This window comes from Vibrio sp. QJM3NY_26 (assembly GCF_057786005.1).
The window spans coordinates 426,671-448,171 of sequence record NZ_CM173515.1 but is presented as its reverse complement, the minus strand read 5'-3'; the positions used below and the strand labels follow the sequence as shown (position 1 = coordinate 448,171).

The following is a 21,501-nucleotide window of genomic DNA, read 5'->3' as shown; positions in this document are numbered from 1 at the left end:
AATGAGTAAAAGCCTATCAAGATAGACACATCAGTCACTACGCTATGACTTGGTTATGCTTCCATCCATTGCTTCCATGCTTGAACAACATGTTCCCTTTCCATCTCAAACTTCTCAATCGCCACATCCGCATCAAGGTTGAGTAGATTGCGGTGATGGATTTCATCTCTTAACGTCGTATAGACGTTGGTTAATGCGATGCCTTGCTGCTCGTCCATAATCCCCTGTGACAACAGGCTTTCAAAGATTCGTACATTGTCACACCAACGGGTGAGCTTAGGTTTTTCGTTGCTGTATCTCAGCACTAAGTATTGCGCCAAGAACTCAATATCAGTAATACCGCCCGCATCTTGTTTCAACATGAATCGATCGGCTTTTTTACCGCCTAAATGACCGCGCATTTTTTCACGCATATCCACAACGGACTTTTTGAGCGTTGCCTCATCACGAGCCAAGCACAGAACCTCATGCCGAGTTTTGTTAAATGCAGAAGCCAATAAGTCATCACCGTAGATCATGCGAGCGCGAGTTAGAGCTTGGTGCTCCCAAGTCCACGCATCATTGTGCTGATACTCGTCAAAGGCATCCGTTGGACTAACCAATAGACCAGAGGCACCAGAAGGGCGTAGACGAGTATCGACCTCATACAAAATACCGGAAGCGGTTCTCGTTGAGAAAATATGAATAATTCGCTGTGCCAATCTTAAATAGAACTGGCGTCCATCAATCTCTTTCTTACCGTCAGTATAGATGTGTACCGGGCAATCGTGCATGAACACGATATCGAGATCTGAGTTGTAGCCCAGCTCCCAGCCGCCAACTTTGCCATAACCAACAACCGCGAAGCCGCGGCCTTCACGATCTTTTACATGAGTCGGTTCACCAAACTTGGCCGATACTTGTAACCAAGCTTGGTTAATACCCGCCTCAACAATCGCTTCGGCTAAATAGGTCAGGTGATCACTCACCTTCATGACTGGCAGAGCACCTGCAATATCCGCGGCTGCAATCCTCAAGATACAAGTCTGCTTAAACTGACGCAGACCTTCCATCTGTTGCTCCATATCATCTTCAGGAATTCGAGCTAGGTAATCTCTCAGTTCAGTCTTGTAAGACTCTAAAGGTACTGGATTATAGAGTTGTTGAGGGTCAATAAGTTCATCTAATAGAATTGGATAACGGCCAAGCTGCTCCGAAATCATCGGGCTCGCAGTACATAAACGAACTAACTGAGTTAACGCGGCTGGGTGTTCATCCAATAGCTCAAGGTAAGTGGTACGCGTGACTATTTTATGGAGAAGGTGCAACACTCGAGACAAGCCAAACTCTGCATCCTTGGCGGTGTACAACGCTTGGAACACTTTAGGCATCAAGCGATTTAAAACCTCCCGCCCACGTGGGCCAAGGGTTTTCTTCGCTAAATCCGCTTTAAATTGGATAATGGTTTTCGCCGCTTCCAGCGGGTTAGCAATCGCGATGTCATGCTCAAGAACCTGCTCAATCACGTCTTGCTTATGGGCCATATCCCACAGTTCACTAAAGTGACTCGCGATTGGATTGGCGTCATCTTCATCGACACCAATCAGATTTTCGAACACAGTATGTACATTCGCCATATGAACACGAATTGCCGTAATCAAACTATCCCAATCAGAAAATTGCATTGCGACAGCGAGCTGAAGTTGCTCGATCTCACCATCTGGTAAGGTTTGAGTTTGCTTGTCAGACATCGCTTGCAATAAGTTTTCAAGGCGACGTAAAAACAGGTAGGCCTCACGTAAATGACCGACTTCTTTGGTCTCTAATAAATTGAGAGACTCAATAGCACTTAACGTCTCTAGTAACCCTCGACCACGAAGGCTAGGCTCACGCCCGCCACGAATCAATTGGAAAACTTGCGCAATAAATTCAACTTCACGAATACCACCAGAACCAAGCTTGATGTTATTGGAGAGGCCACGACGGCGAACTTCACTGCTGATCATCGACTTCATTCGACGCAGAGATTGGATCGCACTGAAATCGATATAACGACGAAACACAAACGGGCGCAACATCTGGCGAAGCTCTTGATATTCAGGGTACATTTCACTACCCATCACTCGCGCCTTAACCATCGCGTAGCGTTCCCAATCTCGGCCTTGTTCTTGATAGTAATCTTCTAGCGCAGCGTAACTCATGACCAGTGGACCACTCTCACCGAATGGACGCAGACGCATGTCTACTCGATAACAGAATCCATCAAAGGTTTGCTGATCAAGCGCCTTGATAATCCGTTGCCCTAAACGCGTGAAAAATTGGGCGTTGGCGATACTTCGTCGTGCCCCTTGGGTTTCACCATTTTCAGGGTAAGTAAAAATCAGATCGATATCAGAAGAGAAATTAAGCTCACCGCCACCGAGCTTGCCCATACCGATGATCAACATCGGCTGCGCTTCACCCTGATCATTACAAGGTGTGCCCCACTCTTTACAGCAAATATCGTACTGCCACTGATAGGTCTCGAAGATCATCGCCTCTGCCAACATCGATAGATGGCTCAAGCTCTGCTCTAGCTCCCACTCGCCCAAAAAATCACGCCAAGCAATGTAGGTCATTTCTCGATTACGGAATTGACGCAGCACACGCTGGCCACTCATTTCATCGGCACAACCTGAAAGTAACTCGGCTAATCGCTGACGATACCCTTCAGCACGCTCTTCACATGCCAGCATATCAGGTAGAGAGTTGGATAAAACCGTATCACGCTGTAAGCAATCAGCAACAAAACAACTTAAACCGAGTACACGTTTAAGATCTTCAATCATTGGCTCTGGCCAAGCATTGATGGCTTCACTTTGATGCTCTAATAATTGCTCAAAAGCAGACTGGGAATGCGTGGTGAGTTGAGAAGGCAATGGCATGTTTCTTCCTTGTGTAAGCTGCGCGCCGAACAATTGGTTCTGTTCTTTAGTAAATAGTTTTAACAGGCAAGTTTAACAACGAGCTTTGAGAACCTGTTTTAATATCTAAGGATAAGTTATACCAAAGTTACGCCAATAAAAAACGCCCACATTAGCAATGTGGGCGTTTTATCGGTTAACTTATCGAATCGGGTCTTTCCTAGCTATCGAATACTAGAAGTACCTCTGAGGAATAAAAGCCAAGATCCCATGATTAAACCTTAAATTGTTTAATCTTACCGTCCAGTTCTTGCGCGTTGGTTTCCATGAGCTGAGAAGTCTCTAACAGTTCACCAACGACCACTACAGAGGCTTCAACAAGCTCACGAACATTCGTTAGGTTTACACTCATCTCTTCAGCAACACTGCTCTGTTGGCCTGCAGCGGTCGCGATCTGGAAGTTCATATCATTGATTTGGTTGACTTGGCTTACGATGCCATCAAGCTCAGAACCAGCATTGGTTACCAGGTCAACGCCTTCAGCCGCTTCTACAACACTCTTCTCCATCAGCTCTACGGCAGAGTTAGCGCTGCTTTGTAGGTGACTGATCATATCTTGAATTTCTACTGTCGCTTGTTGAGTACGCTGCGCAAGGTTACGAACCTCATCGGCAACAACCGCAAAACCGCGACCAGCTTCACCTGCACGCGCTGCTTCAATTGCTGCGTTCAGTGCCAATAGGTTAGTTTGTTCAGAGATACCTTGGATAGTGCCAACAACACTACCAATCGAATCAACACGCTCTTCAACTTGGTTTACCGCCGCTGCAGAGGCTGCGATATCTGAAGACAGTTCGCTCATCTTAGAAACAGAGCCTTGTACGAACTTCTGACCCGTAAGAGCTTGCCCTGAAGCTTGCTCAGTTAGTGAAGAGGCGCTTTGCGCGTGCTCAGCTACGGTTTGCACCGTAGAAGTCATCTCACTCATTGCTGTCGCAAGTTGATCGATCTCATTGAATTCTTCTTGAGCCGAATCTTTAGTTTCAGACATGCTGATGGTCATCACTTCGGTCAAAGCGAATAACTCGTCTGAAGAGGACACCTGAGTTTTGATCATGTCGTTCAATTGGACACGCGTTTTTTCTAGTTCACGAGCCACATCGCCGTATTCATCTTTACAATCCATTTGAATAGGCACCGATAAGTTTTTATCGGCCATGGTTTTAATCGCATCGTTAAGATATTGAGTTTGACGCAACATCACACGAGCTGCTGCCAATAAGAGAACCACAAACACAACGATCATTAAGGCTGTTTGCCAGGCCACTTGAACTAGGTAAGTCTCGTAATGCTGCTGTGCAACTTGAGCATTGTTCGTTACTGCAAGTAATGAATCGTAAAACGTGCTCGCGTCCCATAGTTGCTTCGAAATGATCAGAATCGTGCTGAATATCATCAACATGATCATTTTTGGAACGAGACGAACGTCAGAGATTACCCTTTCCCACGGCTTGAATGACAGTTTAGTCATTGTCAGTTCTCCATTAACTCTTATATATTGATGGCTTCTATATCCGCGAGATGGCTATGTCAGTCAAAGTTCGCGATTTATTTTGAGCCTCGTATGAATGTTAAATAGTATCAAAGACACAACCAAGCCGATGAGCTTATTATCACTGATTCTCTCTTTCTTAGCGCTATTTGTGATCTCAGGCTTATTGTTTGCACCGATTGATAAAGAATCGAAACAAGTCCTTATCGGCCTCGATTTTATAATCTGTAGTGTTTTTCTTTTTCAGCTCACGATTGATCTATTCAGATCACAAAACAAGAAAGAATACCTAAAAGTACACTGGATCGATTTCTTAGCAAGCATCCCGATGGTCGAGCCGCTCCGTTTCGCTCGCATTTTTCAGATCCTGCGCGTGATTCTGGTTTTGCGCTCGGGTAAACGTGTTTTCAGAGAGCTATTTCGCAATCGAAAAGAGACCACTCTCGCCTCGATCATTCTGCTTCTGGTCATTCTCTTAACCATAGGGGCAGGAACAATACTTCTGTTAGAGCACAAAGACCCTAATGCCAACATTACCACTGGCCAAGATGCTTTATGGTGGGCTTTCGTTACCATCAGTACTGTGGGCTATGGCGACCACTACCCAGTGACAAGCTCAGGGAAACTGGTGGCGTCTTTGGTTATTATTTGCGGCGTGGGTGTGTTTGGTATGATTTCAGGCTTGATTACTTCTTTGATCACCTCTCCCACTCATCATGAGAATCAACGGGCTGAAAACAAAGAGAAACATCTTGAAAAAATCATAGAGCAGCAACAGAAAATCCTCGAACGATTAGAGAAGCTCGAGCAACAAACAAAAAAATAGGGCCGAGGCCCTATTTAGAAATTCATACTTATATTGATACAGGCAGTGAGCTTAATCTTGCCAGTATGGCTCAACTTCGACACTGATTTGACGCGTCTGCTCCATCGCATGCAGGATAGACACCTCTTGACGAGCCAACCAACGCTCTAGCTGAACCTTCTCATCGCCTTCTAACTTTTCAGTCAAAGGCTCTAATGTTTTCAGTGCTAGTAGGTCATCAATGCCTTGCACCATATCGGCCCATGGCAAGCGGAAGCTGTTTCGCTCAACATCATCATACAAACTCGCGAAACCAACGCCAGAATACAGATTACGCATCAAACGGTATTGCTGTTCAATATACGCTTGGCTGGTCATCACTCGCTCTGGCGGGAAAGCTTCCATCAAGTCTGCCCATGTGCGATCGAGTTGCTGCACAGAAAACCATTCGATACCACGCCCCATTTGCTCACGCGCTTTCTCATCTAAGAAAGGTTGCCAACCACGAGACAAGATCCAGCGGCTCAGATCTAACAATAAACCGGTATAACGAGCAGAGCTAAGCAAAGTCAGCAATTCTTCGCGATCTGGCAGTTGCTCTTGCATCTCTTTGAGTTCAGCGACTAAGAACTTACGAGCATCGAGCTTACGCAGCACGTGGCCTTTATCTTCGAGCAAATCTTCAAAGTGGTCATAGCTTTTCAGCCAATCGAGCTCTTGCTCAAGCCACTTCAACTCTTGACGTAAAATAGCACTCGCGCGCCTTGGCACGATGCCACCATAAATAGTGAAGGTTTGACGGATAAAACTCAGCGAGTGACTGATCTCATGCAGCGCTTCAATTGATTGGCGCTCGGTGAAAATCTGTTCGTGATAATGCCAATGAGCGAGAGCATGCTCTAAAGATTGAATGAAACACGATTCAACCGTATCACTTTTGTCAGTATCAACTAATGTCAAAGGAGTGACTTCATCTCCTTGATAACCTTGAGCAAGACGATAACCCTTAGCCGCTTTGCTAAGATTGCCTAAACGCATGCCGCCTTGCTCGCAGAATTGACGAGACAATGTAAACAGAGCATCGGTTTGACCTGATTTAAGTTCTAATTCAACTTCGCAAATGGGTTCTTGTAAGCCACCAGACTCAACAAAACCTTGGTCAAATGCCACTTCAACTTGACTACCATCAGGCATACCCACTAGCCATTGCTCACGAGTAAAGTTGGTAGAGAACAAAGGCGTCAGCTCTGCTTGCAAGGTTTCAATATCCTTACCTGCTGGCCAAATATCCTCAGGATGTAAGGATAACTTAGGCTCGTTGCTGTCGTGTTCTGCGTTGTATTCTGGTCTTTGATGCAGGCCAGCAACCACACGACCTGCGGTCTTAACGGTTTGTACAAACACGTCATCAAAACGTCGAATGCGCAAGCCTGTATCGTGCTTGCGTAGCCAGTTGTCAGGGGTGTCAAAGTAGATGTTACCTAGCTCGCGACAACTGTGCTGAAGTACTTTAGTTTCAGCAATTTTATTGCGTAAAGTCTCTGAAAAATCAGGAGAAACAAAAAACTTCAGTTCTATCTCGGTTTCCATAGTTATACCTTTCTGTGAAGATAGGGACAGGATATTGCCAATTTGAAAACTCAGCAAGTCAGAAATATCGCCCTTATGATGATCTAAAACAGTTTTAATGAGACATTGATTAGGTTAACATGCGCGACTTTGTAGCCATCGCTTAACATTTCACCATGAATATGGTGTATGTTGTTTTAAGGTTATTATTTATTAGGTTGGATGACCATGCCAGTAAATACAATTATGGGGTTATTTGCAAAGTCCCCAATTAAACCTTTGCAGCGTCACGTAGTATGCGTGAACGAATGTTGTTCTCACCTAGTTAATTTCTTTGAAGTTTCTTCAAAGGGTGACTGGGAGAAAGCATCGGAAATTCGAGCTCAAATTTCTCACCTTGAGAAAGAAGCTGACGTACTAAAACGTGAAATTCGCCTTAAACTTCCTCGTGGTTTGTTTATGCCAGTTGATCGCACCGATATGTTGGAGCTATTAACTCAACAAGACAAACTCGCAAACCTAGCGAAAGACATTGCTGGCCGTGTATATGGTCGTCAACTTGTCATTCCTGCTCCAATGCAAGAAAACTTCATCGCTTACGTTAAACGTTGTCTAGATGCAGCGAACCAAGCACAAAACGTAATCAATGAATTAGACGAATTACTTGAGACTGGCTTTAAGGGCCGTGAAGTAACACTCGTTGCTGAAATGATTCATCAGTTAGATGTAATTGAAGATGACACGGACGCGATGCAGATCGAATTACGCCAACAATTAATGGCGATTGAAGACGATATGAATCCAGTTGACATCATGTTCTTATACAAAATTCTTGAATGGGTTGGTGGTATTGCAGATCAAGCACAGCGTGTAGGCGCTCGTCTTGAAGTAATGCTTTCTCGATCTTAAATCATACGCTAACTATATAACGAAGAGCATTTTTTAACCAAACCACTTATGCGCTGAGTATTCCTCTCGCTGAGCGGTTTTTTGCGTCTAAATTTGTTCCGCTTGTTATCAAACAACTAGGTATTACGATGGATATCCTTGCTAACTACGGCACTGTCCTGATTATTGTTGCAGCAGCTTTCGGTTTCTTGATGGCTATTGGTATTGGTGCAAATGACGTTGCGAATGCAATGGGCACTTCAGTAGGCTCTAAAGCTCTAACCGTAAAACAAGCGATCATTATCGCAATGATCTTTGAATTCGCAGGTGCTTATCTTGCGGGCGGCGAAGTAACAGACACGATCCGTAAAGGTGTTATCGAAACGTCTCTATTCGCTCATCAACCTGACGTACTTGTGTACGGCATGATGTCGGCGCTACTAGCTGCTGGTACATGGTTGCTTCTAGCATCATACATGGGCTGGCCAGTATCAACGACTCACTCAATCATCGGTGCAATCATCGGTTTCGCTTGTGTGTCTGTAGGTACAGAAGCTGTAGACTGGAACAGCGTTCAAGGTATTGTGGGTAGTTGGATTGTCACACCGTTGATTTCCGGCATCTTCGCCTATCTTATTTTTGTCAGTGCCCAACGACTGATATTCGATACAGAAAATCCGTTGTTTAACGCTAAGCGTTTTGTGCCTGTGTACATGTTCATTACTACCATGGTCATTGCACTTGTAACAATCAAGAAAGGTCTTAAGCACGTTGGCCTTCACCTAACCGGTACTGAAGCCTGGTTATGGGCAGCTGGTGTTTCTGCTCTAGTCATGGTTGGCGGTTACTTATACATTCAAAAGAAATTTGCTAATCGCGAAGAAGACCATGGCTTTGCTGGCGTTGAAGGTATCTTCAGCGTACTAATGGTTATCACAGCTTGTGCGATGGCATTCGCACACGGTTCAAATGACGTTGCGAATGCGATTGGTCCACTGTCTGCTGTTGTTTCAACGGTTGAGCACATGGGTGAAATCTCAGGTAAGAGCACTATCGCATGGTGGATTCTTCCACTAGGTGGTATTGGTATCGTTGTTGGTCTTGCTACCATGGGTCATAAAGTAATGGCAACCGTGGGTACTGGTATTACAGAACTAACACCTAGCCGTGGCTTTGCCGCTCAACTAGCAACGGCATGTACGGTTGTACTGGCTTCAGGTACTGGCCTTCCGATTTCAACCACGCAAACATTGGTTGGTGCGGTTTTAGGTGTCGGTTTTGCTCGTGGTATCGCAGCACTCAACCTAGGCGTTGTGCGTAACATCGTTGCTTCGTGGATTGTAACGCTACCTGCAGGTGCTCTACTTGCTGTTGTGTTCTTCTACGCAATTCAGGCTATGTTTACTATGTAATAGCCCTGGCGTTAGTAAATATTAGCGTCAGAAAACGGTGAGCTTCGGTAATGATATGTAAATACCATGTCATTATTGACTCAAACGCACAGAAAGGGAGGCTTTGCCTCCCTTCTTTGTTGCACCGCATAAAGAAACTAAATATTATTTGCTCATTGAGGCTGACTCATACGCCTACCCAATTTGAATCGTTAAGGGATTTACTGTGAAAAAACTGATTAGCTTAGTTTTGCTCGCAATGCTTGCGGCTCCAGCTGCCTTTGCACAAGACCGTTATATTGCTGACAAACTATTTACTTATATGCATTCTGGCCCAAACAACACATTCCGTATCATCGGTAGTGTTGATGCTGGTGAAAAGATTACTTACCTACAAACTAACAAGAGCACGGGTTACACCCAGGTTCAAGACAGCCGCGGCCGTAAAGGCTGGGTAGAAAGTAAGTTTGTAAGCACTCAAGAAAGCATGGCTCTGCGTATGCCTAAGCTAGAGAAAGAGCTGACTGAAGTTAAAGGCAAGCTAGCGAATGCACGTCAAAGTGCTGACAGCGAAAAAGCTGGCCTAGCGAGCTCTCTAGACTCTCGTAACAAGCAAATTTCTGAACTTGAGCAAAACTACAGCGAGATTAGCCAACAACTTACGAGCTCTCAAACAGAGAACCGTGAGCTACGCGCTAAGCTAGACACTCAAAAAGATGATCTACTACTGAAATACTTTATGTATGGTGGTGGTGTTGCTGGTATTGGTCTACTTCTTGGCCTTGTCCTGCCACACATTATACCTCGTCGCAGAAAGTCACCAAACGGCTGGTCGTAAGCTGATCACTTTACCTGTTTGGCTTATCTTGCGCTAAACAGAGTAAATTCAGTATCGAATATCAAAAAGGAGCACCTCGGTGCTCCTTTTTATTTGTCTGTTCTCTAGGCCTTTGGGGCTATCTAACTTTTAGCCTTTCCACTCGTACAGAGCGGGGATTTCTATTTTCTGTTGATTGAACTCGATAATCACTGATTGTGGCTTAATCTCCAGTAATTGAATGTCTTGTCCAATCCAATCTCCTTGCGCCACTTCTTGGCCATTCACTTTTACCCAACGCTTGGTTTCACTACTCGAATACATGTGAGTTTGCAGGTCTAGCTTAGGTAATACCCCAGATAAACTATTGCTGTGAGACTCTAACTCTATGACCTGAGACCCTACCTGCCCTGCTGGACGTGAGTCCATTGGCTCAGGTGCGCTTTGTTGCTCACCCATCATTGATTCAAGCTTTAAGGCCAAATCAGGTGGTAACTCACTGAGATCTAGCCCTTGCAGTAAATCACTGTCCGATTGCAGAGCCGTATTCTCATTGCTTACACCTGGCTGAATCTCTTGCTGAGCTAGTGATAACTCTGACTCTTCTGATGTTCGCGCACTACTCTCTGAACTAGCCACAGGCACAATAGCTCCACCAGCGACATTCGTACTTTCAGAGCCAATCTGCGCATACACCTCTTGGCGTGGCAGTGCTTTCAAAGGTTGGCTTACTGGTGCTGGGCGAACTGCGAATAATACTTCATCTTCTGCATCCACTGACACAGCATCCACATTGGCTATATCAGCATCAGCGATTTGAGGCTCAAGGTCTGATTGAGATTTTGATTCAGGCAGAGCGACATAGGTAGCTTGGCTAGCCGAATTTTTTTGTTGGTTATACGATTGATAAGCCAGAACACCACCCACCAACAAAGAAGGCACCAAGATAAGGAGTAGCCCCATGGCTAACGATGAGCCTCGTTTATTGCTAATCCCTTTAACAGAACTTGGCACATGATGATTTTGGTAGCCTTTGAAGCTGGGGCTATTAAAAGATGATTGTTTAAGAGACGCTTGGTTAAGAGGCGGCTGCTTAGCAGACGACTGATTAAGCTCATGCATAATGCGTGACATTAACTTGCGCCTCCATCGAGTGACATCAACTTAGGCGAGTCGAGTTGAGCCAATCTTTGTAATCTTGCCAGCGTGCGTTTTCCTGCAATGCCATCGACTGACATGCCTTGCCACATTTGAAACGCTTCAATTTTCATTTTTAACTCATAGTCAAATACATCACTGCCCGATACGTCTTCACCCAAAACTTCAGACAATAGCAGATCAAGTAGTGCAATCGCCTCACCTTGATAACCCTCTTTGAGCGTCTCTCTGAGTGGCTGTTTCCAAATCGCGACATAATCACCTTGCCAGATTTTCTTTAAGGTACGCTTAGGCATCACCAAAAGCTTTTCGTTAACGAGGAGCTCGACAGACTCCTCAGACGCACCATAAAGCACAGCAAACACTGGCTCTTGAACGATATCCAGATTAAGGACCACGGGTACGCCAAGATCTAACAATGTATCCAAATTTGACTGTTGTTGCTCGCACACAAATACACTTTGCGGCTCACTTAAGCACAAGCCATCACGCAGTGAAGACTGATATCCCCAGAGCGTATACAAGTCCTTAATAGCGAGAGAACGATTGGTTCCCTGCATCAAGTGCTGTTGAATATCTTGTGGTAAAGCAAACTTGGAAGGTTTTGGCTCAGCAACCAACTGAGGTTCATTCGCCACCAAAGAGCGCTGAGTCTGTGCAGACACTTCTGTTTTCATTTCACTTGAAGTCTCAGCCGACTGCCATGAATTGATATAGCTTGGAGCAAAATTAAAGGTCGCCATTGCGAGGCCGACACTTAATGTAGCAATCCCAGCGTATTGGAATAACTTGGGTACTACGTGAGAAGCTCGAGGCTTTTCGACATGATACACATCGGCCTGAAACGACATAACTTGCTGACACGCTCGGTTAACCGTTTCATTGTTCGGTAATGGCTCACCATCATGAAAAGCCAATTGCAGGGCTTTGTCACACACCAAGTTAATGAGCCTTGGAATACCATGAGTATATTGGGCGATCAACTTGATTGAACGATTCGAAAACAGCATCTGCTCGCCACCCGCCGTTTCTAAACGAAACGCGATGTACTTGCCTGTCTCTTCAGTATTAAGAGGCAGTAAGTGATAGCGACCTGTAATACGCTGTGCTAGCTGACGTAATTGAGTGGTTTGTAAGTGCTGTTGTAATTCCGGCTGGCCGACCAACAGTACTTTTAACAGCTTGCGACTGTCGGTTTCTAAATTGGTCAGAAGGCGCAGCTGCTCCAGCACATCAGCTGCGAGATGTTGGGCTTCATCAATCACCAATAAGGTTTGAATGCCTTCAGCATGACTATCGAGCAGGAAGTGATGAATGGCCTGACTCAGCTGTTTCAACGATGCTTGTTCAGGGTACTCAACCTCAAACTCATCACAGATAGCTTCCAGTAAATCCGTATTCGAAAACGTAGGGTTAAGTATAAGGCCAGCTTGAGTCTGATTATCGAGTGATGACAACATCGCTTTGGCGACCGTTGTTTTTCCTGTACCGACTTCACCAGTAAGCATCGCAAAGCCCCCACCTTCGCCTAAACCGGCTTGTAGGTTCTGCATAGCTTCTTGATGGCGCTGACTTAAAAACAAGTAGCGAGAATTTGGTACAATCGAAAATGGCATCTCAACGAAGCCAAAATATTCCTTATACATGTGCTGCCCTATAATTACGATTAATGGAAAGTACCATTGCTTGCAGTAAAGTCCAGCAGTGATAAAACATTTCGAGGTGATAAGTTGCAAATATACGATAGCCTACCAAAAGAGAATGGGCTACAACGCTACCTAGTCGGTGGAGCAGTGCGCGATAAGCTGCTCAACATTGATAGCTATGATAGAGATTGGGTCGTGGTAGGGAGTACCCCTCAAGAGATGGAAAACCTTGGCTTTACTGCAGTGGGCAAAGACTTCCCCGTATTTTTACACCCAAAAACCAAAGAAGAGCACGCACTGGCTCGCACCGAAAGAAAGTCAGGTTCGGGTTACACAGGTTTCGAATGTTACTTTGCTCCAGACGTGAGTTTGGAAGAAGATCTCATGCGTCGAGATTTGACCATCAACGCCATTGCTCAAGACGATAAAGGCCAGCTTTACGATCCTTACCATGGCCAGAAAGATCTCTCTGATCGTGTTCTAAGACACGTCTCGGATGCTTTTGTTGAAGATCCTCTGCGTGTGCTGCGTGTGGCTCGCTTCGCCGCCAAACTCCATCATCTCAACTTTACGGTTGCACCAGAAACCATGGTGATGATGAGTGAGATAGTTCAATCCGGTGAACTGGCACATCTTACGGCAGAGCGAGTTTGGCAAGAGTGGCATAAATCCCTTAGCACTCCGCATCCTGAAGTGTTCCTTTCTGTACTGAAAGAGTGTGGCGCATTGGCTGTTGTGTTGCCTGAAATTGACGCGCTGTTTGGTGTGCCTCAACCTGAAAAATGGCACCCTGAGATCGACACGGGCATCCACACTCTGATGGTTGCTCAACAAGCTGCGCGATTAAGCTCATCATTACCCGTGCGTTTTGCCGCTCAAGTACATGATTTAGGTAAAGGCGTCACGCCAGAAAGTGAGTGGCCAAGCCACAAAATGCATTGCCATACAGGCTTAAAAATCATTAAGAAGCTGTGTGAAAGAGTCAGAGTGCCCAATGAATTCAGAGATCTCGCACTGTTAGTTTGCGAGCAACATTCTAATATCCACCGTGCAGGCGAGCTCAAGCCAACCACCTTTCTCAAGGTTCTGAACAAGTTTGATGTTTGGCGTAAACCAGACAGGCTCAACGACATACTGCTTTGCTGCCAAGCCGATCATGCTGGTCGTAAAGGGTTAGAAGATCAGCCTTACCCTCAGAAAGCGCGTTTTGAAGTGGCTTACCAAGCAGCGCTTCAAGTCGAAGTCAAAGTGATCATTGCCGATGGTTTTAAAGGTAAAGATATTCGAGAAGAACAAGAGAAACGTAGAGCCATCGCAATTGAAAATGCCCTATCAGAAATCGCTGATAATTAATCGCCATAGCGCTGCTTACCATGCATTAAAAAACCCGCGACTAAGCGGGTTTTTCGTTTCAATCTGTAGAGCGGAACATTTGTCTACGTAAGGCGAATGCTACTGCATCATCAAGAAAGCAAATAGACCAAACCCTAGAATCAGGCGGTAGATAACAAACGGTGTCATACCCATACGTGAGATAAGCTTCAAGAAGAAGTGAATACAGATATAAGCACTGATGAAAGAAACCACGATACCCGTTAGCAAGGTGCCAACATGGATAGGGTCACCACTGGTCACTAACTTCAGACCTAAATAACCACCCGCCAGAGTGATGATTGGGATAGACATTAGGAAAGAGAATCGAGCCGCGGCTTCACGTGTGAAACCAAGGTAAAGTGCTGCGGTAATCGTTGCGCCAGAGCGAGACGTACCTGGGATGATCGCCATTGCTTGAGCAAGACCAATAAACAGCGCCTTTTTCCAACCCGCTTGGTATTCGTCATCACGCAGGCTTGAGTTCTTATCCACCCACCATAGCAACAGACCAAAAATAATCGTGGTCGTCGCAATCACCCACGCACTGCGCAAATAAAGCTCAACAATATCTTTCATCAACAAACCAAAGATACACGCGGGAATCGTCGCGAGAATGATCATCCACGCGAGCTTCGCTTCTTTACTACGATCACCTTTAAACACGGAACCAAAGAATGCGCTCAAAAGAGAGACCACTTCTTTGCGGAAATAGATAACTACTGCGGCCAAAGTACCAACGTGGACAGCCACATCGAAAGCCAAGCCTTGATCTTCCCAACCTAATACAGCAGAAGGAAGGATTAAGTGTGCAGAACTGGAAATAGGTAAAAACTCAGTAAAGCCTTGCACCAACGCCAACATAAACGCTTCAAAATAACTCATTACTTACCTTAAAAATTATAGTTTTATATCTACGACAGAGAGCGAATCTAATTGCTGCATCTTCTGCCATATTTCACTGACGGTTCTTCCATCTTGCGGGATCACTCTCGCAGGACAGAGATCATAAAGTGGTTGTGTTACAAAAGGATATTTATAGATATCACTACGTGGTAATTCTGGTTCGCTTTCAGAAACCACGTCTCCAAACAGCACAATATCAAGATCGAGCTTTCGATCTTGAAGTTTATGAGCATCTTGAGAGCGACCCCATTTAAACTCAATTTTACGTAGCTGCTGTGAAAATTCAGTCAATGAGAGTGACGTGTCGAGCTCTATCACAAAGTTATAAAACGAATGGCTTTCAAACCCTACAGGCTCACAATGATAGATCTTAGAGCATTTAAGGTTAGTCCCTAACGATTGAAGCTCTGTCCATGCCACCCTTGCATGCTTGTCGCGGTCTATGTTCGTGCCAACACCAACATAGGCTATTGTCATGCTTGACCTCGTTCGATGATCACACCGACTGCTTTTGCTTGTGGCACTGCGCCAGGCTTCGCTAAACGGATTTTAATCCAAGGCACTGAGAACTGAGTCATGATTAATTCAGCGACTTCTTCTGCCACACGCTCAACCAATAGGAATCGGCCATTCGCAATATGGTCAAGTACGGCAGTGCTGACTGTCGAGTAATCCAAAGCATCGACAACATCATCACTCTTACCTGCAGGGCGGTTGTCATGAGCCATTTCAATATCAAGCACAAGTTTTTGTTTGATCTCTTGTTCCCAATCGTAAACACCGATCGTTGTAATTACTTCTAGCTGTTCAATGAAAACTTTATCCAGTGCCATGACTTGTCCTTTTAGAGGTCGGATACCCATATGGGGGAAAAAAACGTATTATTCGTGTAATTCCAGATATGATATCAATTACTCTTGGATTGAGCATTATTTTCCCATCGTTAGACTTATAACCGTTTAAGGAAAAACATGACCCCTTTGGCACTTATCATGATCATTGCAGCCTATTTGCTAGGTTCAATTTCGAGTGCGGTCTTGATATGCCGAGTCTTAAGACTTCCTGATCCAAGAACGGTAGGCTCCAACAATCCAGGGGCCACCAATGTACTGCGTGTGGGCGGCAAAGGCGCCGCTGCAGCCGTGCTACTTTGTGACATGCTTAAAGGCACCATTCCAGTCTGGCTTGGCTACTACCTCAACATCGACTCGATCATTTTAGGCGTCGTGGCGATTGCTGCATGCCTTGGTCATATGTACCCTATATTCTTCCACTTTAAAGGTGGTAAAGGCGTCGCAACAGCACTCGGAGCCATCGCCCCAATTGGATTCGATCTAACGGGCATGATCATGGCGACTTGGTTGGTTGTGGCATTTTTGTTTCGTTATTCTTCTTTAGCAGCACTGGTTACTGTGTTGCTCGCTCCTTTCTACGCTTGGTTAGTCAAACCTCAATACACACTGCCTGTGGCCATGTTGTGTTGTTTGATCGTCCTACGTCATCATCAGAATATTCGTCGCCTACTCGATGGCAGTGAACCCAAACTCGGGCAAAAAAAATCGGCTTAAACTGTTATGTCTAAGCCGAATCATTTTTAAACTGGGATAAATTTAAACCGACACAAGTCTCTGTCGATCAAGACTATTCAGCCTTAAAGAGCTTACAGCAGATGTTTATCTAAAAACGTCTTCAGCATTGTGTTCACAAACTCGGGTTGCTCTAGCGAGCTAATATGACCAGCACCAGGAATCACCACTAACTCACTGCCCGTAATGCAATCGTGCATTAGGTATGACTCAAGTGCCGGACGTGGCTTATCTTCTTGTCCAACGGCAATCAAAACTGGCAGTGCAAAGTTCTCTACCGCTTCAATCATATCGCGACGCCCAAACACCATTCGACCGATTCGTGCGACTTCTTCAGCTTGCTCACCCTTAAGTACCGAGAGCTGCTTAGTAAAGCCTTCCACTAAAGCTGGTGAGTTAGTTTGAGCATCATTGGCGAAGAACAGTGGAACAACCGCTTCTACAATCGGCTGAGGAACCATTTTGGTTTGAGTAATGGTGTCTAACATGCTGAAGTATTTAGCATGAGCAACTTCTGGCTCTAAACCAACAAAGGTATCCATAAGTACCAGAGACTTGATTCGTGCGGGAGCTAACTCCGCCAACTCTGTTCCCCACATACCGCCAACCGATAAGCCAACCACAGAGAATTCTTCGATCTCTAAATGATCAAGCAGAGCCAAAACGTGCTGAGCGTAATCTTTCAAGTTACGCATCGAAACTGGTGCAGCTTGTGACTCACCATGAGACCAAAGCTCTGGAACAATACAGCGATACTGAGTTTTTAATGCATCGATCTGCGGCTTCCACATTGCACTATCCCAAAGGTAGCTGTGACCTAACACAACAACAGGGCCTTGACCTTCATCCAGGTACGCCATCGACTGATTGTCTACTGTAAACTTGTTCATTGTTCTTCCCTAATCTCTATTAGCAATTATTTATCGACATATAGCCGGTAAGCTAGGATATAAAAACGGCCGCACAAGGCGACCGTTTATCGAAACACACTGGTTTATTCTGCGCTTAGCTTTTGTTGATCGACGGTTTCTCGTTGAACGATTGCTACTGGTTAAGCAATTGGCTCTAGTTGGTCAATTGGCCAACGCGGCGTGGCATGAACAGACAAATCAGCCGTTTCACCATTTTTAAGGCGTTGCATACCCGCGTAAGCAATCATCGCACCATTATCAGTACAGAACTCAGTGCGTGGGTAGTAAACCTCACCACCGATTTTCTTGGCCAGCGCTTCAAGCTCAATACGTAGCTGTTTGTTGGCACTAACACCGCCAGCAATCACGATACGTTTCATGCCCGTCTCTACCAAGGCACGCTTACATTTTATTACCAAGGTCGCACAAACGGCTTCTTGGAACGCGTAAGCAATATCAGCACGCGTTTGGTCATCATTGTCATTAGCGCGAATGGTATTTGCCGCGAACGTTTTCAAACCAGAAAAGCTCATATCTAGCCCTGGGCGATCGGTCATTGGACGTGGGAACTTAAAACGCCCCGGAGTCCCTTTTTCTGCTAGTCGAGATAACAACGGGCCACCCGGGTAATCTAAGCCCATCAGCTTCGCGGTTTTATCAAACGCTTCACCCGCCGCATCATCAATCGATTCACCAAGGATTCGGTATTCACCAATGCCTTTTACTTCGACCATCATGGTATGACCGCCAGAAACCAGCAGAGCAACAAATGGGAATGGTGGAGGATTGTCTTCTAGCATTGGCGCAAGAAGGTGACCTTCCATATGGTGCACTGGCACAGCAGGCACGCCCCACGCATAAGCAATACTGCGACCAATCGTTGCACCCACAAGCAATGCACCAACCAAACCGGGACCAGCTGTGTAAGCCACGCCATCAATGTCTTTCGACGTTAGGTTCGCTTCTGCCAATGCCGCTTTAATCAGTGGAATGGTTTTTTTTACGTGGTCACGCGACGCTAGCTCAGGTACCACACCACCGTAATCGGCGTGCAGTTTTACTTGGCTGTATAACTGATGAGAAAGCAGCCCTTGCTCATCATCATAAATTGCGATTCCTGTTTCATCACAAGAGGTTTCAATACCAATAATGCGCATAATTTTCTCGGCACGCTTTCGTCTAAAATGGGAAATTAGCGCAATATTACCCTGCCTAAGCTCTTCAAACAAATATTGTACAGACTATAATCGACAAAGTGCTTTACAAAGCCACTGTGATCGGATTAAAATTCCGCACCATTTTTGATCAAGCTGGTTAATGGCCAAACGCGAATAGAGAGTTAGCTCGATGGGTAACTTCTCTGATTTGGTACTGAGTAACCAGCGATAATGAATAACCCCTGAGGTGAAAGGCATATGCCAATAGTTAAAGTACGTGAAAACGAACCGTTCGACGTTGCACTACGTCGTTTCAAGCGCTCTTGTGAAAAAGCAGGTATCCTTTCTGAAGTGCGTCGTCGTGAGCATTACGAAAAGCCAACTACAGTTCGCAAACGCGCTAAAGCAGCAGCTCAAAAGCGTCACGCTAAAAAGCTAGCTCGCGAAAACGCACGTCGCGTTCGTCTGTACTAATAACTTAATCCATAAGGACTGAGTTATGGCTCTTATTGAACAACTCAAAGAAGAGCAAAAATTAGCGATGAAAGCCAAGGACAAACCGCGCCTTGGCACTATCCGCTTAGCTCTTTCAGCAATTAAGCAACGTGAAGTTGACGAACGGATCACTCTGAACGACGACGACATTATTGCTATATTAGTTAAAATGGTTAAGCAACGTCGCGATTCTGTTGCTCAATATGAATCGGCAAATCGTCAAGATCTTGCTGACGTGGAAAAAGCAGAAATTACGGTACTTGAAGGCTTTATGCCTCAACCGCTAACTGAAGAAGAAGTTATTGCACTACTTGATAGCGCAATTGCAGAAGCTCAACCTGCGGGCATGCAAGACATGGGTAAAGTAATGGCTATCTTGAAACCACAAATTCAAGGGCGTGCAGATATGGGTAAAGTTAGTGGTTTAGTTCGTTCTAAACTCGCTTAATCCCAAATCAAATTGCAACAAGCCGTGCAATCCTTCGGAACGCACGGCTTGTTTGTATCTGTAACCTATTCAAACTATTATTATCCACACTCTCAGTTAGTGCATTTTTCTAAGGTTTTATGGCAGGACACATCCCGCGTAGTTTCATCGATGATCTCCTAGCGCGTCTCGACATTGTCGATATTGTGGACGCACGCGTGAAACTTAAGAAAAAAGGCAAAAACTATGGTGCTTGTTGCCCATTTCACAACGAAAAGACCCCTTCTTTCAGCGTAAGCCAAGAAAAACAGTTTTATCACTGCTTTGGTTGTGGCGTACATGGCAATGCTATCGACTTCATTATGGAGTTCGAACGTCTCGATTTTGTTGAAGCGATTGAAGAGCTGGCCTCATTTTTAGGACTTGATGTTCCTAGAGAACAGCGCAGCGGTGAAATATCCACGGCGCCAAGAGCCAACAGCGAACAAAAACGTAACCTCTACGATTTGATGGGCGGCATCAGTAATTTTTACCGCTCTCAGCTGAAAATTTCAGCGAACAAACCTGCGATTGATTACCTAAAAAATCGCGGCCTTTCTGGTGAAATCGTACAGAAGTTTGGCATTGGCTACGTCGCTGATGAATGGGACTTGGTTCGTAAGAACTTTGGCCAACAAAAAGAAGCCCAAGACATGCTCGTTACTGGCGGCATGTTGATAGAAAACGATAAAGGCAACCGATACGATCGATTCCGTGGACGCGTGATGTTCCCGATTCGTGACCGTCGAGGCCGAGTGATCGGGTTTGGTGGCCGTGTCTTAGAAGACGGCACACCAAAGTATCTAAATTCGCCAGAAACGCCGATCTTCCATAAAGGTAAAGAGCTTTACGGCCTTTATGAAGTGTTACAAGCATACCGTGAACCGCCTCAAGTACTTGTGGTTGAAGGTTATATGGATGTTGTCGCACTAGCGCAATACGGTGTCGATTACTCAGTGGCATCACTGGGTACCTCAACAACCGGTGACCACGTTCAGATGTTGTTCCGCCAGACCAATACTGTGGTTTGTTGTTACGATGGTGATAGAGCAGGTAAAGAGGCCGCGTGGCGCGCACTAGAAAATGCGCTTGAATACCTGAAAACAGGTAACACACTCAAGTTTCTGTTCTTGCCAGACGGTGAAGACCCAGACAGCTATATTAGAGAACACGGTCAGGCTGCTTTCGAACAGCTCGTCCACAATGCGACGCCGCTTTCGACCTATTTGTTCGATAACCTGATTGAAATACACAAGCTGAATTTAGGAACAACAGAAGGAAAATCGGCACTGCGTGCACACGCCAGCGCCTTGATTAGTAAAATTCCTGACAGTTACTTCCAAGAACTGCTCGAAAAATTGCTCGATGAGCGAACTGGATTTGATAACCAATTGAGGCGTGCTCGCGTTCACACAAAGAACCCGACACCTCAACCGCATAAAGAGCTCAAGCGCACTCCAATGCGTGAAGTTATCGCTTTGCTTATCCAAAATCCGAGCTATGCTGATATGGTACCGGATTTATCAAGTGTCAAAGGCTTACAGCTGCCTGGACTAAGTTTATTCGTCGAAGTACTTGATATCTGCCGAGTGAACCCCCATATCAGCACAGGCCAATTATTAGAACATTGGCGAGAGAACAAACATGAGGCACTTCTGTCTCGTCTCGCGAGCTGGGAAATCCCCCTCGACGAAGACAATCAAGAAGACATATTTTTAGACTCATTGGACAATATCCTTGCCCAGTGCGTTGAAAAACAAATTGAAAACCTGCAGGCCAAAGCAAGAAGTGTCGGTTTATCAGCCGAAGAAAAAAGGGAGCTACTAGCTTTAATGCTAGATCTAAAAGCGTAACCCTGTTTGATTAGTCAGCATTTAATAAATTTGTTAACATAATTGGTT

19 protein-coding genes are annotated in these 21,501 nt (G+C 45.3%); 9 read left to right on the top strand and 10 right to left on the bottom strand.

The window, feature by feature from the left end:
• Nucleotides 1-53 precede the first annotated feature (53 nt).
• Together glnE and AC3CH4_RS01980 are read right to left on the bottom strand one after the other, a co-directional pair.
• Complete coding sequence (gene glnE / locus AC3CH4_RS01985) at nt 54-2,903, bottom strand: bifunctional [glutamate--ammonia ligase]-adenylyl-L-tyrosine phosphorylase/[glutamate--ammonia-ligase] adenylyltransferase (RefSeq protein WP_488543224.1); 2,850 nt, start codon at nt 2,901-2,903, stop codon at nt 54-56.
• Nucleotides 2,904-3,156: 253 nt separating this feature from the next.
• Complete coding sequence (locus AC3CH4_RS01980) at nt 3,157-4,413, bottom strand: methyl-accepting chemotaxis protein (protein WP_488543223.1); 1,257 nt, start codon at nt 4,411-4,413, stop codon at nt 3,157-3,159.
• Nucleotides 4,414-4,510: 97 nt separating this feature from the next.
• Between AC3CH4_RS01980 and AC3CH4_RS01975 the strand changes: the two genes are divergently transcribed.
• Nucleotides 4,511-5,260: a potassium channel family protein gene (locus tag AC3CH4_RS01975; protein ID WP_017106843.1), complete on the top strand. Its 750-nt coding sequence runs from the start codon at nt 4,511-4,513 to the stop codon at nt 5,258-5,260.
• 51 nt (nt 5,261-5,311) lie between these two features.
• Here AC3CH4_RS01975 and AC3CH4_RS01970 read toward each other — a convergent pair whose 3' ends face one another.
• Nucleotides 5,312-6,829 carry a CYTH and CHAD domain-containing protein gene (locus tag AC3CH4_RS01970; protein ID WP_017106844.1) on the bottom strand — a complete coding sequence of 506 codons (1,518 nt, stop codon included), beginning with the start codon at nt 6,827-6,829 and terminating at the stop codon, nt 5,312-5,314.
• 207 nt (nt 6,830-7,036) lie between these two features.
• On the opposite strand from AC3CH4_RS01970, the gene AC3CH4_RS01965 reads away from it, so the two are divergent.
• The 3 genes from AC3CH4_RS01965 (at nt 7,037) to AC3CH4_RS01955 (ending at nt 9,925) form a co-directional block, all read left to right on the top strand.
• Nucleotides 7,037-7,717, top strand: coding sequence for a TIGR00153 family protein (locus tag AC3CH4_RS01965; RefSeq protein ID WP_004735960.1), 681 nt, complete (start codon nt 7,037-7,039; stop codon nt 7,715-7,717).
• 128 nt (nt 7,718-7,845) lie between these two features.
• Nucleotides 7,846-9,108, top strand: coding sequence for an inorganic phosphate transporter (locus tag AC3CH4_RS01960; RefSeq protein ID WP_054547834.1), 1,263 nt, complete (start codon nt 7,846-7,848; stop codon nt 9,106-9,108).
• A gap of 205 nt (nt 9,109-9,313) precedes the next feature.
• Nucleotides 9,314-9,925 carry a TIGR04211 family SH3 domain-containing protein gene (locus AC3CH4_RS01955; protein ID WP_054547835.1) on the top strand — a complete coding sequence of 204 codons (612 nt, stop codon included), beginning with the start codon at nt 9,314-9,316 and terminating at the stop codon, nt 9,923-9,925.
• A 129-nt stretch (nt 9,926-10,054) separates the two neighbouring features.
• Here AC3CH4_RS01955 and AC3CH4_RS01950 read toward each other — a convergent pair whose 3' ends face one another.
• Nucleotides 10,055-11,038 carry a general secretion pathway protein GspB gene (locus AC3CH4_RS01950; protein ID WP_146457943.1) on the bottom strand — a complete coding sequence of 328 codons (984 nt, stop codon included), beginning with the start codon at nt 11,036-11,038 and terminating at the stop codon, nt 10,055-10,057.
• Nucleotides 11,038-12,708, bottom strand: a complete 1,671-nt coding sequence (locus tag AC3CH4_RS01945; protein ID WP_488543222.1) for an ExeA family protein — start codon at nt 12,706-12,708, stop codon at nt 11,038-11,040. Before AC3CH4_RS01945 ends, AC3CH4_RS01950 begins: the two co-directional genes overlap by 1 nt.
• Nucleotides 12,709-12,744: 36 nt before the next feature.
• Between AC3CH4_RS01945 and AC3CH4_RS01940 the strand changes: the two genes are divergently transcribed.
• On the top strand, nt 12,745-14,061 hold the full coding sequence (locus AC3CH4_RS01940; protein WP_488543221.1) for a multifunctional CCA addition/repair protein: 1,317 nt from the start codon (nt 12,745-12,747) through the stop codon (nt 14,059-14,061).
• A gap of 99 nt (nt 14,062-14,160) precedes the next feature.
• Here AC3CH4_RS01940 and AC3CH4_RS01935 read toward each other — a convergent pair whose 3' ends face one another.
• From AC3CH4_RS01935 to folB, 3 genes are read right to left on the bottom strand one after another with little or no spacing between them, the layout of a single operon-like run.
• Nucleotides 14,161-14,964: an undecaprenyl-diphosphate phosphatase gene (locus AC3CH4_RS01935; protein WP_004735967.1), complete on the bottom strand. Its 804-nt coding sequence runs from the start codon at nt 14,962-14,964 to the stop codon at nt 14,161-14,163.
• Between the two features lie 15 nt (nt 14,965-14,979).
• Nucleotides 14,980-15,462 carry a 2-amino-4-hydroxy-6-hydroxymethyldihydropteridine diphosphokinase gene (folK, locus tag AC3CH4_RS01930; RefSeq protein ID WP_054547839.1) on the bottom strand — a complete coding sequence of 161 codons (483 nt, stop codon included), beginning with the start codon at nt 15,460-15,462 and terminating at the stop codon, nt 14,980-14,982.
• Nucleotides 15,459-15,818: a dihydroneopterin aldolase gene (gene folB / locus AC3CH4_RS01925; protein WP_004735969.1), complete on the bottom strand. Its 360-nt coding sequence runs from the start codon at nt 15,816-15,818 to the stop codon at nt 15,459-15,461. The genes folK and folB overlap by 4 nt, the downstream gene beginning before the upstream one ends.
• A 138-nt stretch (nt 15,819-15,956) precedes the next feature.
• Here folB and plsY point away from each other — a divergent pair, with 138 nt between their 5' ends.
• The gene (gene plsY, locus AC3CH4_RS01920) at nt 15,957-16,553 is read left to right on the top strand and encodes a glycerol-3-phosphate 1-O-acyltransferase PlsY (RefSeq protein WP_004735970.1); all 597 of its coding nucleotides are present in this window, start codon (nt 15,957-15,959) and stop codon (nt 16,551-16,553) included.
• A gap of 92 nt (nt 16,554-16,645) precedes the next feature.
• On the opposite strand, the gene AC3CH4_RS01915 is transcribed toward plsY, so the two are convergent.
• Nucleotides 16,646-17,461, bottom strand: coding sequence for an alpha/beta fold hydrolase (locus AC3CH4_RS01915; protein ID WP_488543220.1), 816 nt, complete (start codon nt 17,459-17,461; stop codon nt 16,646-16,648).
• Nucleotides 17,462-17,622: 161 nt separating this feature from the next.
• Complete coding sequence (tsaD, locus tag AC3CH4_RS01910) at nt 17,623-18,639, bottom strand: tRNA (adenosine(37)-N6)-threonylcarbamoyltransferase complex transferase subunit TsaD (protein ID WP_004735972.1); 1,017 nt, start codon at nt 18,637-18,639, stop codon at nt 17,623-17,625.
• 258 nt (nt 18,640-18,897) lie between these two features.
• Here tsaD and rpsU point away from each other — a divergent pair, with 258 nt between their 5' ends.
• The 3 genes from rpsU (at nt 18,898) to dnaG (ending at nt 21,453) form a co-directional block, all read left to right on the top strand.
• Complete coding sequence (gene rpsU / locus AC3CH4_RS01905; RefSeq protein ID WP_004396009.1) at nt 18,898-19,113, top strand: 30S ribosomal protein S21; 216 nt, start codon at nt 18,898-18,900, stop codon at nt 19,111-19,113.
• Nucleotides 19,114-19,138: 25 nt separating this feature from the next.
• Nucleotides 19,139-19,582, top strand: coding sequence for a GatB/YqeY domain-containing protein (locus AC3CH4_RS01900; protein ID WP_009847797.1), 444 nt, complete (start codon nt 19,139-19,141; stop codon nt 19,580-19,582).
• Nucleotides 19,583-19,701: 119 nt separating this feature from the next.
• Entirely contained in the window at nt 19,702-21,453 is a 1,752-nt protein-coding gene (gene dnaG, locus AC3CH4_RS01895; protein ID WP_017080230.1) for a DNA primase, read from the top strand.
• The last annotated feature ends 48 nt before the right edge of the window (nt 21,454-21,501 follow it).